The sequence below is a fragment of the Leisingera sp. ANG-DT genome, assembly GCF_000813785.1.
GTDB lineage: Bacteria > Pseudomonadota > Alphaproteobacteria > Rhodobacterales > Rhodobacteraceae > Leisingera.
This window is the reverse complement of record NZ_JWLE01000020.1, coordinates 48,759-64,617: the sequence shown is the minus strand read 5'-3', so window position 1 is coordinate 64,617 and position 15,859 is coordinate 48,759. Positions and strand designations below refer to the sequence as shown.

The following is a 15,859-nucleotide window of genomic DNA, read 5'->3' as shown; positions in this document are numbered from 1 at the left end:
AGCCTCTTTTGTCCGGACCAGGATTGCTGTTTATAGGGAGGGCACGGAAAGGGCCAGACGACATGACAATGTGGGTATTCGGATACGGATCACTTCTTTGGAACCCGGGTTTTCCTGTGGCGCGGCGTGAGATCGCGGTGCTGCACGGCTACGCGCGCTCCTTCTGCATGTCCTCGATCCACCACCGCGGAAGCGAAGAAAAACCCGGCCTGGTGCTGGCGCTGGACGCGGTCGAAGACGCCCATTGCAAGGGCATCGCCCTGGCGGTTGAGGCGGGCCACGAGGAGCAGACCCTGGCAGAGCTGCGCGAGCGCGAGCTGATCTCCTCGGCCTATCTGGAGCGTGACCTTGCGGTCGAGCTGGCGGATGGCTCCATGGTTACCGCGGTTACCTACGTGATCGACCCGCATCATGTCCAGTACTGCGGCGGCCTCAGCCTCGAGGAACAGGCCCAGATCATCGCCCATGCGGTGGGCGGGCGCGGCCCCAACACCGAATACCTCTACAACACCGCCGAACATCTGGCCGAGATCGGCCTGCACGACAGCGATCTCGACTGGCTGGCGGGCCGGGTGCGGGAAATCACCGCATAAAGCCTTGGCGCTTCTGACACTTTGCTTATAGGCTGCGGGGCAACACGAGCAGACAAAAGTGTCAGGAGCCAGGCAATATGGCGCAGCCAGACCGCAAGACCCGGCCACAGTTCTCCCAGCCGGTGCGGCAGATCATCATGATGCTGATCGCGCTGGGGCTTTCGGGGTTCGGCGCCTTTGTGGCACTGCCGCGGGTGCTGCCGGTGTTCCAGGCCAATCCGTGGCTCAACGGCTTTATCGTCCTGGTCTTCGTGATCGGCGTGCTGGCCTGTTTCTGGCAGGTGGTGCAGCTGATTGGCTCGGTGCGCTGGATCGAACGCTTTGCCGCGGGCGACACTCAGGATCACCGCCGCCCGCCTTCGATACTGGCCCCCTTGGCCTCGCTGCTGGGTTCGCGTTCTGCCCGGATGCAGCTGGGATCCTCCTCCACACGATCCATTCTCGACTCCGTCGCCAGCCGCATCGACGAAGACCGCGAGATCACCCGCTACATCGTCAACCTGCTGATCTTTCTTGGCCTTCTCGGCACTTTCTACGGCTTGGCCACCACCGTTCCCGCCGTCGTCGACACCATACGCAGCCTAGCGCCGCAGGAAGGTGAGGAGGGCCTCTCGGTGTTCAACCGCCTGATGACGGGGCTGGAGGCACAGCTGGGCGGCATGGGCGTTGCCTTCGCCTCCTCGCTCTTGGGCCTTGCCGGGTCACTGATCGTGGGCCTGCTCGAACTCTTTGCAGGCCACGGCCAGAACCGCTTTTACCGCGAGCTGGAGGAATGGCTCTCCTCCATCACCCGCGTCAGCTTCTCCTCGGGCGAGGAGGGCGCCGGGGACAGCGGCGTGGTCTCCCAGGTGCTCGACACCATGGCAGAGCAGATGGAGGCGCTGCAGGTCATGTTCGTTGAAACCGCCGAAGGCCGCGCCGCGGTGGATCAGCGCCTGACGGATCTGGTCGAAACCATCCAGGACATGAACCGCCGACAGGATCAGACCGGCACCATCACCGCGGCGCTGGACCGGGTTGCCGTGGGGCAGGAGGCGCTGACCGAGATCCTGCGCGCCCAAAGCGAACACGGCGGCATCGACGCCGAAAGCCGGATGCGGCTGCGCTCGATTGATGTGCAGATGCTGCGCATCCTTGAGGAAATCTCGGCCGGCCGCCAGGAAAGCCTGACCGAGCTGCGCAAGGACATCGACCTGATGATCAAGGCCTTTGCCCGCCCGCGCGGCCTGGCCCGCGGCGGCACATCAGACCGGGGCGCGGGGGAGTAAGCTATGGCCCTTTCCCGGCGCACAGGACAGCGGTTCCAGGCCTCGATCTGGCCTGGCTTCGTCGACGCGATGACCGGGCTTCTGCTGGTGTTGATGTTTGTGCTGACCATCTTCATGGTGGTGCAGTTCGTGCTGCGCGAAACCATCACCGGTCAGGAAAGCCAGCTGGACGAACTCTCCGCCGAGGTCAGCGCGCTGGCCTCGGCACTGGGGCTGGAAGAACGCGAAAACCGGCGCCTGAACGCCCGGTTGGGGGCGCTGACCTCGACCCTCAACACGGCGGAACAGGATCTGGCGCAGGCCCGCAGCCTGATCTCCTCGCTGACGGCTGAACGCGACCGCCAGGCCGGCGATCTGGCCGAGGCCGCCAGCCGGATCACCAGTTTCGAGGCGCAGGTGGCCTCCCTGACTGCCAGCCGCGACGCCGCCCAGGCGCGGGTTGCGGACCTCAGCGCCGAACGTGAAACCCTCGAAGCCGCCCGCGCAGCACTCCTCAGTGAGCAGGAGGCGCTGAATCTGGCGCTGGCCCAAGCCCGCGGCGAAATCGACGCCCAGACAGAGGCTGCCCGGCTGGCAGCAGCCGAGCGTGAGGCGATGGAGGCTTTGATCGCCAGCCTTGAAGCGGAGGAGGCAGCCAAGTCAGAAGAAATCGCCGGCCTGCAGGAACAGCTGAGCGCGGAGGAGGCCGCCCGGCTGGTTGAGGCCGCCGCCGCTGAGGCCCTGCGCGAGAAATTGCAGTCGGCAGATGCGGAACTGACCGCCATGACCCTGGCGCTGGAGGCGCAGCGGCAACAGGCTGAGGACACTCTGACCCTGCTGGCGGCGGCAGAGGCCGCAAAGAAACAGCTGGACGCGCAGCTCTTGGAACTGGAAGCCGCCCGTGCAGGCTCCGACGCCGAGGCCGGACGGCTGGCGGCGGAGCTTGCCGAAGCCAAAGCCGCCCTCGCAGCCGCGGAAACCCAGGCAGAGGATCTGGACGTGCTGCGCCAGCGCCTGCTGGCGGCAGTGACTGCGCAGGAGGCGGCAGAAGCCTCCGCAACCGAACGGCTGACCCAGGCCGAAGAACGCGCCGCCTTGCTGGCCCAGGCGCGGGCCGCCCTCTCGCAGGAACAGGCGGTATCGGAAGAAGCCCGCCGCGAAACCGCGCTGCTCAATCAGCAGGTCGCAGCCCTGCGCGAGCAGCTGGGCGGACTGCAGACCATCCTGGACGACTACCAGGCCCGCGACGCGGCTCAGCAGGTGCAATTGCAGAACCTCGGCCAGGACCTGAACGCGGCCCTGGCCCGCGCGGCATCCGAGGAACGCAAGCGGCGGCTGCTGGAAGAGCAGGAGCGCAAGCGGCTTGAGGAGGAAGCAGAGGCGCTCGCCACAAGGGCCCAGGACCTGGAGCGCTACCGCTCGGAATTCTTTGGCCGCCTGCGCGATTTGCTGGGCACGCAGGAGGGCGTCCGCATCCAGGGCGACCGTTTTGTCTTTGCCTCCGAGGTTCTGTTTCAGCCCGGCAGCGCCACCCTGTCGCCTGAAGGGCGGGTGGAGATCGCCAAGGTGGTGTCGATCCTGCAAAGCGTGGTGGCGGCCATCCCGCCGGAGATCAACTGGATCATCCGGGTCGACGGGCACACCGACAACACGCCGTTGGGCGCACACCCCAAGTTTGCCGACAACTGGGAGCTCAGCCAGGGCCGGGCGCTGTCGGTGGTGCGCTACATGGTTGAGGCGCTGGGTGTGCCGCCGTCGCGGCTGGCCGCCAACGGGTTCGGGGAATACCAGCCGGTCAACCCGGCAGACACGCCTGAGGCGCGCGCCCAGAACCGCCGGATCGAGCTGAAGTTTACCGAGAAGTGAGCCGTCCGGGCACCCGCCAGCAGCGGACCAGTTGAGCAGCAGAACCCCGCCACGGCCCGCGGGGTGCAACCCGCTTCACTAAAGGAGACAAGCTACTAGTTACACACGGGTTGCTGCCCCACCGGGCAGTAGGGCTGTCCTATAAACTATTGCGGTTTCCGGATTTATCAAATTAGAAGCGGCTTCCGGCCGCACGGCAGCCCGCAGGCAGAGGCCTCCCGCCCGGCGCCAGCCGGCCCTGCCGGGCCGCCGCGCCGGGCCGCTGCCGCGGCTGACGCCCCGGCAGCGGCGGTTGCAATACCGTTGAGAGACTGCGCCTCAGGCGGGCGGGATCACCATGGTACGGGAAAACCTGTCCACTTCGGTGCCGTCCCGCATCAGCCGGGCGGTTCCGGTATAGGTGCCTGCAGGCCATTGCCCGCCGCGCAGGCGGCGCCCGGCCGCGCGGAACAGTTGCGCCTGTGTGCGCTCCAGCGCTTCGCTGTGCGAGACCAGCTCACCGCCTGGACCGGTCACGCTCAACTCCAGCTGGTCGCCGGCCAGGCTGCCATAGGCATAGGCCCAGAACACCAGCGCAGGCGCATCCGCAGCCAGTGGTGCTTGATCAGCGGTGCCGGCCTGAATTGCGTCAAATCCCGGAATGGCCGTAGAAAATCCGGCTCCGATCAGCCCGCCCGGCTGGTAGGGCAGGGGATCGGCCCACAGGGTATGCGAGGCGGGTCCGCCGCAGCTGTCCAGGCTGTCCGGCGCAAATGGGTCCACCACCGCGCCGTCCTTGCGCACCGACAGGTGCAGATGCGGGAACTGGGTCTGGCCGGACAGGCCAACCTCGCCCAGCACATCACCGGCCCGGACCTTCTGGCCGCTTTCAACCCGGACCGAGCCGCGCTTCATGTGGCAGTACTGGGTCTCCCAGCCGCTGCCGTGGCTTAGCACCACGCCGTTGCCGCATTCCTTGCCGTCTATGGCGGCTTCGTTCTGGCCATTGGCATACTGATCCGGCATCGAATTCCGGGTGCCGCGGACGACACCATCCGCCGCCGCGCGCACGGCAACACCTGCGTGCATGTCCGACAAGTAGGGCAAGGCAAAGTCGGTGCCCTTGTGGCCGTCATAGCTGAGCGTGCCGCAGGTGAAATCGGTTGCCTCTTTACCGGGATCGCGGTCCACGAACTGCTGGATGCGGCAGTCCTCACCCAGGGTGCAGTCCAGCGGGAACTGCAAAACAAAATCGCCCGCCGCGGCGGGCGCGGCGAGCGATAGTAATGTCAGCAGGGATGCGAGGCGCATCAGTCCGCGGTCAGCAGCGGCGGCTTGTCACCGGAGATCCGCGGCTTGCCCGGGCCTTCCAGGCGCAGATCCAGCTTGCCGTCCTTGATGCCGACCTGGACCACGCCGCCCTTGGTGAGCTTGCCGAACAACAGCTCCTCGGCCAGCGGCTTCTTGATGTGCTCCTGAATGACACGGCCCAGCGGGCGCGCGCCCATGCGGTCGTCATAGCCCTTCTCAGCCAGCCATTCGGCTGCCTTGCGGGTCAGCTCGATCGACACATTCCGGTCCATCAGCTGCGCTTCCAGCTGCAGCACGAACTTCTCGACCACCTGCAGGATCACCTCTTTGCCCAGCGGCGCGAAGGAGATCACCGCATCCAGGCGGTTGCGGAACTCCGGCGTGAAGGTGCGCTCGATGGCGGCGGTGTCCTCGCCCTCGCGGCGGTCGCGGCCAAAGCCGATGGCGGCCTTTGCCTGTTCCGATGCACCCGCGTTGGAGGTCATGATCAGGATCACGTTGCGGAAGTTCACGGTGCGGCCGTTGTGGTCGGTCAGTTGGCCGTTGTCCATCACCTGCAGCAGGATGTTGTAGACATCCGGATGCGCCTTCTCGATCTCATCGAGCAGCAGAACGCAGTGCGGGTGCTGGTCGACACCATCGGTCAGCAGGCCGCCCTGGTCGAACCCGACATAGCCCGGCGGTGCGCCGATCAGGCGGGAAACAGCGTGTTTCTCCATGTATTCCGACATGTCGAAACGCAGCAGTTCCACCCCCAGCTGATCAGCCAGCTGCTTGGCCACCTCGGTCTTGCCGACGCCGGTGGGGCCTGCAAACAGGTAGTTGCCGATCGGCTTCTCCGGCTCGCGCAGTCCGGCACGGGCCAGCTTGATGGCGCTCGACAACGCGGTGATGGCGTCGTCCTGGCCGAACACCACGCGCTTCAGCGACTTCTCCAGATCCTTCAGCACCTCGGCATCGTCCTTGGAGACGTTCTTGGGCGGGATGCGGGCGATCTTGGCCACAACAGCCTCGATTTCCTTGACGCCGATGGTCTTGCGGCGCTTGCTCTCGATGATCAGATGCTGCGCGGCGCCGGCCTCGTCGATGACGTCGATCGCCTTGTCCGGCAGCTTGCGGTCGTTGATGTAGCGCGCCGACAGTTCCACCGCGGTCTTGATCGCATCGCCAGTGAACTTGATGCCGTGGTGCTCCTCGAAATAGGGCTTCAGGCCCTTCAGGATCTCGATGGAATCCTCCACCGTCGGCTCGTTCACGTCGATCTTCTGGAACCGGCGGGACAGCGCGCGGTCCTTCTCGAAGTGCTGGCGGAACTCCTTGTAGGTGGTGGAGCCCATGGTGCGCAGCTTGCCGCCCTGCAGCGCAGGCTTCAGCAGGTTGGAGGCGTCCATGGCACCGCCGGAAGTTGCACCGGCACCAATCACGGTGTGGATCTCGTCGATGAACAGCACCGCGTCCGGATGCTCCTCCAGCTCGGAGACGACAGCCTTCAGCCGTTCCTCGAAATCGCCGCGGTAGCGGGTGCCCGCCAGCAATGCGCCCATGTCGAGCGAGTAGATGGTGGTTTCCGACAGGATTTCCGGGGTTTCGCCGGACACGATGCGGCGCGCGAGGCCCTCGGCGATGGCGGTCTTGCCGACACCGGGATCGCCCACCAGCAGCGGGTTGTTCTTGCGGCGGCGGCACAGCACCTGGATGCAGCGCTCCACCTCATGGTCGCGGCCGATCAGCGGGTCGATGTCGCCGTCGCGGGATTTTGCGTTCAGGTCAACGCAGTATTTCGCCAGCGCCGACTCCTTCTTCTCGCCCTCAGGCGCAGCGGTCAGATTGTCCTCTTCCTGTTCCGTCGCGCCGGAGACCGGGCGGGATTCCCCGTAGGCCGGGTCCTTGGCAACGCCATGGGCGATGAAGTTCACCGCGTCATAACGGGTCATCTCCTGATCCTGCAGGAAATAGGCGGCGTCGCTCTCGCGCTCGGCAAAGATGGCGACCAGCACATTCGCCCCCGTTACCTCAGTCCGTCCCGAACTCTGGACGTGGATCGCGGCGCGCTGGATGACGCGCTGGAAGGCCGCGGTCGGCACCGCCTCCGATCCGTCGATGTCGGTCACAAGGTTGGCAAGATCCTCATCCACGAATTCCACAAGTGAGGATCGCAATTCCGAAAGGTCGACGCTGCAGGCGCGCATCACGCGGGCCGCGTCGGGCTCGTCGATCAGGGCCAGAAGCAGATGTTCCAGGGTTGCGAATTCATGACGGCGTTCATTCGCCAGCGCCAGCGCTGCGTGAATGGCCTGTTCCAGGGTGCTCGAGAATGAAGGCACGGTCGTGCTCCTCTGATCTTGGGTTGGCCGGTGGGGCGGTATTAACCAACCCCTCAGTTCAACCATGTGCTTATAAGGTTAGAGTTTGGTTGATAGAGCGCCGGCTTCAAGGTCTTTTCTTCATTTTGGGGTCACAATTATTTTCTCCCTGTTGCGCCCCGATACCCTTGATTTGCTCAAAAATTGTCTTTGCGCTTGCGGATTTCGGCAAAAACCTCTGCGTCTTCAGAGTCTTGCATGCCCAGATGTGCTCTCACGGCGCTGTCACCGGCACGCAGGAACGGATTGGTGTCAAGTTCCAATTGCAGGGAGGACGGCACCGTGGGGGTGCCGCTTTCGCGGGCCTCTGCGATATCACTTACCCGCGCCTGCAACGCCGGGTTGCCGGGGTCCACGGTGACCGCAAAAGCACCGTTAGCCTGGGTGTATTCATGTCCTGAATAAACCATAGTTTGCGGTGGCAACGCGGCAAGTTTCGACAGGCTGGCCCACATCCGCTGGGGTGTGCCCTCAAACAGCCGTCCGCATCCCAGCGCCATCAGGCTGTCGGCGGTGAAAACCGCCGCCGCGCCGGGCATGTAAAAGGCGATATGACCCACTGTATGGCCGGACACATCCATCACCTGCACGTCTTCCCCCAGCAGCGTGAAACTGCCGCCGTCTTCCACTGCAAGGTCCAGCTCAGGTAGGCGGTGGGCATCGGTTGCAGCCCCAATGATCTTGGCACCGAACTCCATCTGAAGTTTGGCTGCACCATCGACATGGTCCCAGTGATGATGGGTCAGCAGAATCCAGTCCAGCCCCCAGCCGCGCTCAGACAGGGCGGCCTTGACGGCGCCTGCCTCGGGCGCATCCACCAGCGCGGTCTCACCCGAGGCCGGATTATGGATCAAAAAGGCATAGTTATCCGACAGGCAGGGCAGGGTGATGATCTCAAGAGGCATGGTCATTCGCCTTTACATTGCTAAACTGCGCCCAGATTGGCCGAAGCAGCAGGCGCCCGCAATGCATCTTGATGTCCAGGATCTCAGGAACTTCTACTACCGCAGCACCCTGGGGCGCGCGGCGCAGGCCTCGATCCGCGGCCGTCTGCTGGAGCTGTGGCCGGAGGCCGCCGGCCTGACAGTGGCAGGCTTCGGCTTTGCCGCACCGCTGTTACGCCCCTACCTGCCGGAGGCGCGCCGGGTGATGGCGCTTATGCCGGGGCCGCAGGGGGTGATGCAATGGCCTGCAGGCATGCCGAACGTTTCGGTCCTGTGCGAGGAGACCAGCTGGCCCATCGACACCGGCCGAGCTGACCGGCTGGTGGTGATGCACGGGCTGGAGACCTCGGAACGGCCCAGCAAGCTCCTGGAGGAATGCTGGCGGGCGCTGGGGCCGGGCGGACGGGCGATTTTCATTGTCCCGAACCGGGCGGGCCTCTGGGCGCGCTCCGATTTGACGCCCTTCGGCTTTGGCCGGCCCTACACATTGCGCCAGCTGGAGGGGCAGCTGCGCGAACATCAGTTCGCCATTGAGCAGCACACCGCCGCGCTCTACCGGCTGCCCAGCCACAAGCGGTTCTGGCTGAAATCCGGCGCTATGCTGGAAAAGATGGGCCGCAAGCTGCCCGCAATGCTGGCCGGCGGGGTGTTCATGGTCGAAGTCAGCAAGCAGACCTACCCGCAAAAAGGCCACATGACCCGCACCAAGTCGCCCAGCCGCATCCGGGTGCTGGAGGGGCTGTCAAACCCGATGCCGGAACCGGCCTGAAGCGGCACCGGGGCAATCAGAACCGCCCGGCTCTGGCAATCAGGTAAACACCACGTCTCTGTTCACGATGACATCATCCGCGGAGAATGCGTTGCCCTCCGGAATGTCCATCACCAGCAGCTCAGTCCCATCCTCAGCCGCGAACGTGTAGCGGTAGACTTCCTGCTGCTCATACCGCCCGTCGAATTCGCGGGTGATTTCGAGGGGGCCTTCAATCTCCGAAGGCAGGTTCAATGTGACGGTGAAATCCGTGACGCTTGAGCTAGCCAGCGTCAGCAGCCCCGAGTCCCGGTCCAGATGCTCAGGGTAGATATTCACGGTCATCCGGTCGCCATCGCCAGCCATATGCACATCGTGGCCCATGCCAACGCTGAGCTGATTGCCGCCCTGGCTCTGGACTTCGATGTCTGCGCCGGCGTCGCGGGAAATGTCGACCACATCCGTGCCCAGGCCAGTGCGGACCTCAAGGTTGTCACCGCTGGCCGTCAGCGTGTCATCGCCTGCGCCCAGGTCGATGATGCTGCTGCTGTCCGAAGATCCGGCCGGGGTCCAGACAATGGCATCATCGCCGTTGCCGGCGTTCACCGACAGGCTGTGGCTGGTGGCGGTCAGCACGTCATTGCCGTCTCCCAGCCGTGCAACATCGTGAATGCCGCCCGCCTCAACAGTGTCATCTCCGCCAAAAGTGGAATAAGAGGAGGAGCTGCCGCCAGCGTAGGTTTCACCGGTGCCGTCGCCAAACACCGGGTCAAGCTCCGGTCCGCCGCTGTCGATCAGCAGGATCTGGTCTGCAGAGAGATCGCTGACACCTTCCACCCGGATCACCGCCGTCTTGACGTAGGCGTCAGAGGCGGCATGGGAACCTGTAAAGCGAACAACCACCTCTGTGCTGTCCCCGTCAGGGCGCGTTTCAAACTCCACTATGCTGCCAAAATCCTGTCCCTCGAATTCGCCGGTATAAAGCACCAGTACATCTTCCTCGGGGTCAAAGTCCCGGATGATGGTGGTTGTCTTCTCCGCATCCGTGAGTGTCGCGCCGGTATGCGTCGTCCCAACGTTGAACACATCTGCCCCGGCGCCGCCTGTCAGAATGCCAGGGGCCTCGCTCCGGTCAAAGGCGTGGGTATAGGTCAGCGTGTCGTTGCATTCACCGCCATGAAGATCCACGTGGCCGTTGCCGGTCAGGTTATCTGCGCCGTCACCGCCGCTGCCGTAAGCACGTTCGCCAGACCAGGGCCGGAGGTGGATTTCGTCGTTTCCGGCGCCGCCTTCAAGCGTGCTGCCGCTTGAACCGCTCAGCGTGTCGTCGCCGGTGCCGCCTGAAACCGCGCTCTCCCTGCCGCTGTCAATGAGATCATTTCCGGCACCGCCCGTAACGGTGCCTTGCAAGCCTGCGCTGATCGTATCATTGCCGCTGCCGCCATCAACCTCGGCTTCCCGGCCGGCGCTGATTTCGTCGTCGCCCTGACCGCCGGACACTTCGATGAAGGATCCCGCATCAATCGTGTCGTTTCCGTCCCCGCCTGTGGCGATGCCCTTGTTGCCAAAGTACAGGTAGTCATCCCCGTCACCGCCATGCAGGGTGAGATTGTCCTCAAAGCGCTGGCCGAGAGTGTCGTTGCCGTCCAGGCCAAACCCGGTCTGGCCGCTGAATATCTCAAGCACGTCGTCTCCGGCCGTGCCGCGAACGGTTTCCTCAAATTCAGGCTCGGGTTCTGGCTCCGGCTCGGAGCGCAGTTCCGGCTCGTCAGGGGGGACGGGGGCATCGTCTTCGTCGTTGATCGAGTCGATGACGGCGGCTGCTGCGGCGACGCCGGCCGTGGCCATCAGGATTGCGGCAAGCATACTGCGGGCCCTTCGGTTGAATCATTTTTTTCAATAATCGTCACAATTGCGCCGAAACAGGGGTTTGTCCAGCACTCGGGGCGGCTCGCTGCAAGCAAGAGCGCGCCTTTCCTTTCAAGAGGCCATGCGGCGGCAAAACGGCGTTGCATTTCGATTCCCGAAATCTGTCCGCACCGCCCATTTGGGTGGTTTTTTCTCCATATGTGACGTTTTTTGGCGTAAATGCCGCTTTCCGGAATCGCCAAATCCTGCAGTTCAGCCGCACTTTTTTATAAAACGACTGTGGTCAAAGGGCCGCACTTGGTGCAAGTCGTTGAAAACAATGAAAACATGCTTTTTCCTGTTACCGTTATAGGCAGTTGATAGGTCGCATCCGCTCTGCTAGACCCACGCTGATTTCAACGCCCCGCTGCCAAGGGGGATGTCTCACGCCCCCGGACGCCTCCTGATCGCCAGGTACGCCAACCGGGGCCAAAAACATATCGGAAGGGTGGACGTGTCCGAACCAGCTTCGATTTCTGCAGGCATTGCTGCGCGCTATGCCACGGCGGTGTTCGACATCGCGGAAGAAAACAAGGCGCTCGACAGCCTTGAAACCAGCATCAATGATCTGGCAGCCGCGCTGGCTGACAGCCAAGAGCTTAACAGCCTGATCCATTCGCCGCTTGTGTCGCGCGAAGAGCAGGGCGCCGCAATCACTGCGGTGGCAGACAAGATGGGGCTGGACCCCGTCCTGCGCAACACCCTGGCCCTGATGGCCGACAAGCGCCGCCTGTTCGTGCTGCCCGCGCTGATCGAGGCGCTGCGCGCCCGTCTGGCTGACGCCCGCGGCGAAGTGACCGCCGAGGTGGTTTCCGCCAAGGCGCTGACCAAGACCCAAAGCGAAAAGCTGGCCAAGACCCTGGCCGAGCGCGTGGGCAAGAAAGTTACCATCAATGCTTCCGTCGATGCCTCCATCATCGGCGGTCTTGTCGTTAAAGTGGGCTCGAAGATGATCGACAGCTCGATCCGCTCCAAGCTCAACTCCCTACAGAATGCAATGAAAGAGGTCGGATAAATGGGTATCCAAGCAGCAGAGATTTCTGCGATCCTGAAAGACCAGATCAAGAATTTTGGTCAAGAAGCCGAAGTGGCAGAAATCGGCCGCGTGCTGTCCGTCGGTGACGGTATTGCCCGCGTTTACGGCCTCGACAACGTCCAGGCCGGCGAAATGGTCGAATTCCCGGGCGGCATCATGGGCATGGCGCTGAACCTTGAAGCCGACAACGTCGGTATCGTGATCTTCGGCTCCGACCGCGACATTAAAGAAGGCGACACCGTCAAGCGTACCAACGCCATCGTGGACGTCCCGGTCGGCAACGGCCTGCTGGGCCGCGTTGTTGACGGCCTGGGCAACCCGCTGGACGGCAAGGGCCCGATCGAAGACGTTACCCGCGGCGTTGCCGACGTGAAAGCACCGGGCATCATCCCGCGTAAATCGGTTCACGAACCGATGGCAACTGGCCTCAAGTCCGTTGACGCGATGATCCCGATCGGCCGCGGCCAGCGCGAGCTGATCATCGGCGACCGTCAGACCGGCAAAACCGCCGTTGCTCTGGACGCGATGCTGAACCAGAAATCCTACAACGACGCCGCCGGCGACGACGAGAGCAAGAAGCTGTACTGCGTTTACGTCGCGGTTGGCCAGAAGCGCTCCACCGTGGCTCAGCTGGTGAAGAAACTGGAAGAGTCCGGCGCGATGGAATACTCCATCGTTGTGGCCGCAACCGCGTCCGACCCGGCACCGCTGCAGTTCCTGGCGCCCTACGCCGCAACCGCAATGGCAGAATTCTTCCGTGACAACGGCCGCCACGCGCTGATCATCTATGATGACCTGTCCAAACAGGCGGTTGCTTACCGTCAGATGTCGCTGCTGCTGCGCCGTCCGCCGGGACGTGAAGCTTACCCGGGCGACGTTTTCTACCTGCACTCCCGCCTGCTGGAGCGTTCAGCAAAGCTGAACGAGGACTTCGGTGCCGGCTCGCTGACCGCGCTGCCGATCATCGAAACCCAGGGCGGCGACGTGTCCGCGTTTATTCCGACCAACGTGATCTCGATCACCGACGGCCAGATCTTCCTGGAAACCGAACTGTTCTACCAGGGCATCCGCCCCGCCGTGAACACCGGTCTGTCGGTTTCCCGCGTTGGCTCCTCGGCCCAGACCAAGGCGATGTCCTCGGTTGCAGGCCCGGTTAAGCTGTCGCTGGCTCAGTACCGCGAAATGGCTGCCTTTGCGCAGTTCGGCTCCGACCTGGATGCCGCCACCCAGCAGCTGCTGGCCCGCGGCGCCCGTCTGACCGAGCTGATGAAGCAGCCGCAGTATTCGCCGCTGACCAACGCCGAAATCGTCTGCGTCATCTTCGCCGGCACCAACGGCTACCTCGACAAAGTCGACGTCAAGGACGTTGGCCGCTACGAGGCAGGCCTGCTGAGCCACCTGCGCGGCAAACATGCCGACCTGCTTGCCGACATCACCAACAACGACCGTAAGGTGAAGGACGAGCTGGCTGACAAGGTAAAGGCTGCGCTGGACGAGTTCGCCGCTAGCTTCGCTTGAGGGGGGACGAGGCAATGCCGAGTCTTAAGGACCTTAAAACCAGGATCGAGTCGGTCAAATCGACCCGCAAGATCACCAAAGCCATGCAGATGGTGGCCGCGGCGAAACTTCGCCGCGCCCAGGAAGCTGCCGAGGACTCCCGTCCCTACACCAAGCGGTTCAATGCCGTGATGGCAGGGCTGGCGGCCTCGGTCGGCGGCAGCGAGTCAGCGCCCAAGCTGCTTCGCGGCACCGGCAGCGACCAAGTCCAGCTGCTTGTCGTCATGACCGCCGAGCGCGGCCTGTGCGGCGGCTTCAACTCGAACATTGCCAAGCTCGCCCGCCAAAAGGCGGCTGAGCTGAAGGCCGCGGGCAAGACGGTGAAGATCCTCACCGTCGGCAAGAAGGGCCGCGATGCCCTGAAGCGCGACCTGGGCGATGACTTCATCGGCCATGTGGACCTGAGCGAAGTCAAACGTGTTGGCTATGCCAACGCGCAGGACATCGCCAAGGGGATCCTCACCCGCTTTGACGCAGGTGAATTCGACGTTGCCACGATCTTCTACGCGGAGTTCGTCAATGTCGTGACCCAGATCCCCACCGCACAGCAGATCATTCCGGCGTCCTTCGAGGCATCGGAAGGCGAAAGCACTGGCGCCGTCTATGACTACGAGCCCGGCGAAGAGCAGATCCTTGCGGACCTGCTGCCGCGCGGCGTGGCGACCCAGATCTTCTCGGCCCTGCTGGAAAACGGTGCATCCGAACAGGGTGCGCGGATGAGCGCGATGGACAATGCGACCCGCAACGCGGGCGACATGATCGACAAGCTGACCATCCAGTTCAACCGCTCGCGCCAGGCCGTGATCACCAATGAGCTGATTGAAATCATTTCGGGCGCTGAGGCGCTCTAAGAGACAACCGGAGACCAACTAATGGCACAAGCAAAAGGCAAGGTGACCCAGATCATCGGCGCCGTTGTGGACGTCCAGTTTGACGACCACCTGCCCGCAATTCTGAACGCACTGAACACTGAGAACGACGGCAAGACCCTGGTTCTCGAAGTGGCTCAGCACCTCGGCGAAAACACCGTCCGCACCATCGCAATGGACGCAACCGAGGGCCTGGTCCGCGGTCAGGAAGTGACCGACACCGGCGCCCCGATCTCGATCCCGGTCGGCAACGCCACCCTGGGCCGCATCCTGAACGTCGTGGGCGAGCCCGTGGACGAAAAGGGCCCGGTCAACGCATCCGAGACCCGCGCCATCCACCAGCCCGCACCCGAGTTCAACGAACAGTCGACCGAGTCGGAAGTTCTGGTGACCGGCATCAAGGTGATCGACCTGCTGGCGCCTTACTCCAAAGGCGGCAAGATCGGCCTGTTCGGCGGCGCCGGCGTGGGCAAGACCGTTCTCATCATGGAACTGATCAACAACATCGCAAAAGTGCACTCGGGCTACTCCGTGTTCGCCGGTGTTGGCGAGCGGACCCGTGAAGGCAACGACCTGTACTGGGAAATGATCGAATCCAACGTGATCAAGCCGGACAACCTGGAAGAGTCCCAGGTGGCCCTGGTTTACGGTCAGATGAACGAACCTCCGGGAGCCCGTGCCCGTGTTGCGCTGACCGGCCTGACCCTGGCCGAACAGTTCCGCGACCAGTCCGGCACCGACGTTCTGTTCTTCGTGGACAACATCTTCCGCTTCACCCAGGCCGGTTCTGAGGTGTCCGCTCTGCTCGGCCGTATTCCTTCGGCTGTGGGCTACCAGCCGACCCTGGCAACCGACATGGGCGCGATGCAGGAACGCATCACCTCCACCAAGAACGGCTCGATCACCTCGATCCAGGCCGTCTACGTTCCCGCGGACGACCTTACCGACCCGGCACCGGCAACCACCTTTGCCCACCTGGACGCGACCACCGTTCTTAACCGTGCGATCTCCGAGCTCGGCATCTACCCCGCTGTGGACCCGCTCGATAGCTCGTCGCGCCTGATGGACCCGCAGATCGTTGGCGAGGAGCACTACGCAGTGGCGTCCGAAGTTCAGCAGATCCTCCAGCGCTACAAGTCGCTGCAGGACATCATCGCGATCCTCGGCATGGACGAACTGTCGGAAGAGGACAAGCTGACCGTTGCGCGTGCGCGTAAGATCCAGCGTTTCCTGTCCCAGCCGTTCGACGTTGCGAAGGTCTTCACCGGCTCCGACGGTGTCCAGGTTTCCCTGGAAGACACCATCTCGTCGTTCAAGGCCGTTGTGGCTGGCGAATACGACCACCTGCCCGAAGGCGCCTTCTACATGGTTGGCGGCATCGACGAAGTGATCGCCAAAGCCGAGAAGATGGCTGCGGAAGCCGCCTAAGAACGGATTT

At 63.5% G+C, this 15,859-nt stretch carries 12 protein-coding genes; 8 read left to right on the top strand and 4 right to left on the bottom strand.

The genetic code is table 11. The features are described from left to right. Positions 1-62: 62 nt before the first annotated feature. The 3 genes from RA21_RS15505 to RA21_RS15495 all read left to right on the top strand — a co-directional run bounded on the left by RA21_RS15505 (position 63) and on the right by RA21_RS15495 (position 3,706). Positions 63-593: a gamma-glutamylcyclotransferase gene (locus RA21_RS15505; protein WP_039150497.1), complete on the top strand. Its 531-nt coding sequence runs from the start codon at positions 63-65 to the stop codon at positions 591-593. Between the two features lie 77 nt (positions 594-670). Further along, positions 671-1,861 (top strand): biopolymer transporter ExbB, encoded by a 1,191-nt coding sequence (locus RA21_RS15500; protein WP_039150494.1) that lies wholly within the window; start codon positions 671-673, stop codon positions 1,859-1,861. Positions 1,862-1,864: 3 nt separating this feature from the next. After that, entirely contained in the window at positions 1,865-3,706 is a 1,842-nt protein-coding gene (locus RA21_RS15495) for a peptidoglycan -binding protein (protein WP_039150491.1), read from the top strand. A gap of 318 nt (positions 3,707-4,024) precedes the next feature. On the opposite strand, the gene RA21_RS15490 is transcribed toward RA21_RS15495, so the two are convergent. The 3 genes from RA21_RS15490 to gloB all read right to left on the bottom strand — a co-directional run bounded on the left by RA21_RS15490 (position 4,025) and on the right by gloB (position 8,270). Continuing rightward, positions 4,025-4,996, bottom strand: a complete 972-nt coding sequence (locus RA21_RS15490; protein WP_039150489.1) for a M23 family metallopeptidase — start codon at positions 4,994-4,996, stop codon at positions 4,025-4,027. Further along, complete coding sequence (gene clpA, locus RA21_RS15485; protein WP_019298622.1) at positions 4,996-7,320, bottom strand: ATP-dependent Clp protease ATP-binding subunit ClpA; 2,325 nt, start codon at positions 7,318-7,320, stop codon at positions 4,996-4,998. Before clpA ends, RA21_RS15490 begins: the two co-directional genes overlap by 1 nt. Positions 7,321-7,496: 176 nt before the next feature. Further along, the gene (gene gloB, locus RA21_RS15480) at positions 7,497-8,270 is read right to left on the bottom strand and encodes a hydroxyacylglutathione hydrolase (protein WP_039150486.1); all 774 of its coding nucleotides are present in this window, start codon (positions 8,268-8,270) and stop codon (positions 7,497-7,499) included. Between the two features lie 55 nt (positions 8,271-8,325). Here gloB and RA21_RS15475 point away from each other — a divergent pair, with 55 nt between their 5' ends. Further along, positions 8,326-9,072 carry a class I SAM-dependent methyltransferase gene (locus RA21_RS15475; protein ID WP_019298624.1) on the top strand — a complete coding sequence of 249 codons (747 nt, stop codon included), beginning with the start codon at positions 8,326-8,328 and terminating at the stop codon, positions 9,070-9,072. Positions 9,073-9,111: 39 nt separating this feature from the next. Here RA21_RS15475 and RA21_RS15470 read toward each other — a convergent pair whose 3' ends face one another. Further along, on the bottom strand, positions 9,112-10,917 hold the full coding sequence (locus RA21_RS15470) for a hypothetical protein (RefSeq protein ID WP_039150483.1): 1,806 nt from the start codon (positions 10,915-10,917) through the stop codon (positions 9,112-9,114). Between the two features lie 496 nt (positions 10,918-11,413). On the opposite strand from RA21_RS15470, the gene RA21_RS15465 reads away from it, so the two are divergent. The 4 genes from RA21_RS15465 to atpD are packed head-to-tail and all read left to right on the top strand — an operon-like array spanning position 11,414 to position 15,849. Continuing rightward, complete coding sequence (locus tag RA21_RS15465) at positions 11,414-11,974, top strand: F0F1 ATP synthase subunit delta (RefSeq protein WP_019298626.1); 561 nt, start codon at positions 11,414-11,416, stop codon at positions 11,972-11,974. After that, the gene (gene atpA / locus RA21_RS15460) at positions 11,975-13,513 is read left to right on the top strand and encodes a F0F1 ATP synthase subunit alpha (RefSeq protein ID WP_019298627.1); all 1,539 of its coding nucleotides are present in this window, start codon (positions 11,975-11,977) and stop codon (positions 13,511-13,513) included. 14 nt (positions 13,514-13,527) lie between these two features. Further along, positions 13,528-14,403: a F0F1 ATP synthase subunit gamma gene (locus RA21_RS15455; protein ID WP_019298628.1), complete on the top strand. Its 876-nt coding sequence runs from the start codon at positions 13,528-13,530 to the stop codon at positions 14,401-14,403. Between the two features lie 21 nt (positions 14,404-14,424). Next, positions 14,425-15,849 carry a F0F1 ATP synthase subunit beta gene (atpD, locus tag RA21_RS15450; RefSeq protein ID WP_039150479.1) on the top strand — a complete coding sequence of 475 codons (1,425 nt, stop codon included), beginning with the start codon at positions 14,425-14,427 and terminating at the stop codon, positions 15,847-15,849. Positions 15,850-15,859: the final 10 nt, after the last annotated feature.

Bases quoted from the DNA above. Each gene is read 5' to 3' on its own strand.
- RA21_RS15470 (WP_039150483.1), bottom strand. From the start codon at position 10,917: ATGCTTGCCGCAATCCTGATGGCCACGGCCGGCGTCGCCGCAGCAGCC.
- RA21_RS15455 (WP_019298628.1), top strand. From the start codon at position 13,528: ATGCCGAGTCTTAAGGACCTTAAAACCAGGATCGAGTCGGTCAAATCG.
- gloB (WP_039150486.1), bottom strand. From the start codon at position 8,270: ATGACCATGCCTCTTGAGATCATCACCCTGCCCTGCCTGTCGGATAAC.
- atpD (WP_039150479.1), top strand. From the start codon at position 14,425: ATGGCACAAGCAAAAGGCAAGGTGACCCAGATCATCGGCGCCGTTGTG.
- atpA (WP_019298627.1), top strand. From the start codon at position 11,975: ATGGGTATCCAAGCAGCAGAGATTTCTGCGATCCTGAAAGACCAGATC.
- RA21_RS15490 (WP_039150489.1), bottom strand. From the start codon at position 4,996: ATGCGCCTCGCATCCCTGCTGACATTACTATCGCTCGCCGCGCCCGCC.
- RA21_RS15505 (WP_039150497.1), top strand. From the start codon at position 63: ATGACAATGTGGGTATTCGGATACGGATCACTTCTTTGGAACCCGGGT.
- RA21_RS15500 (WP_039150494.1), top strand. From the start codon at position 671: ATGGCGCAGCCAGACCGCAAGACCCGGCCACAGTTCTCCCAGCCGGTG.
- RA21_RS15495 (WP_039150491.1), top strand. From the start codon at position 1,865: ATGGCCCTTTCCCGGCGCACAGGACAGCGGTTCCAGGCCTCGATCTGG.
- RA21_RS15475 (WP_019298624.1), top strand. From the start codon at position 8,326: ATGCATCTTGATGTCCAGGATCTCAGGAACTTCTACTACCGCAGCACC.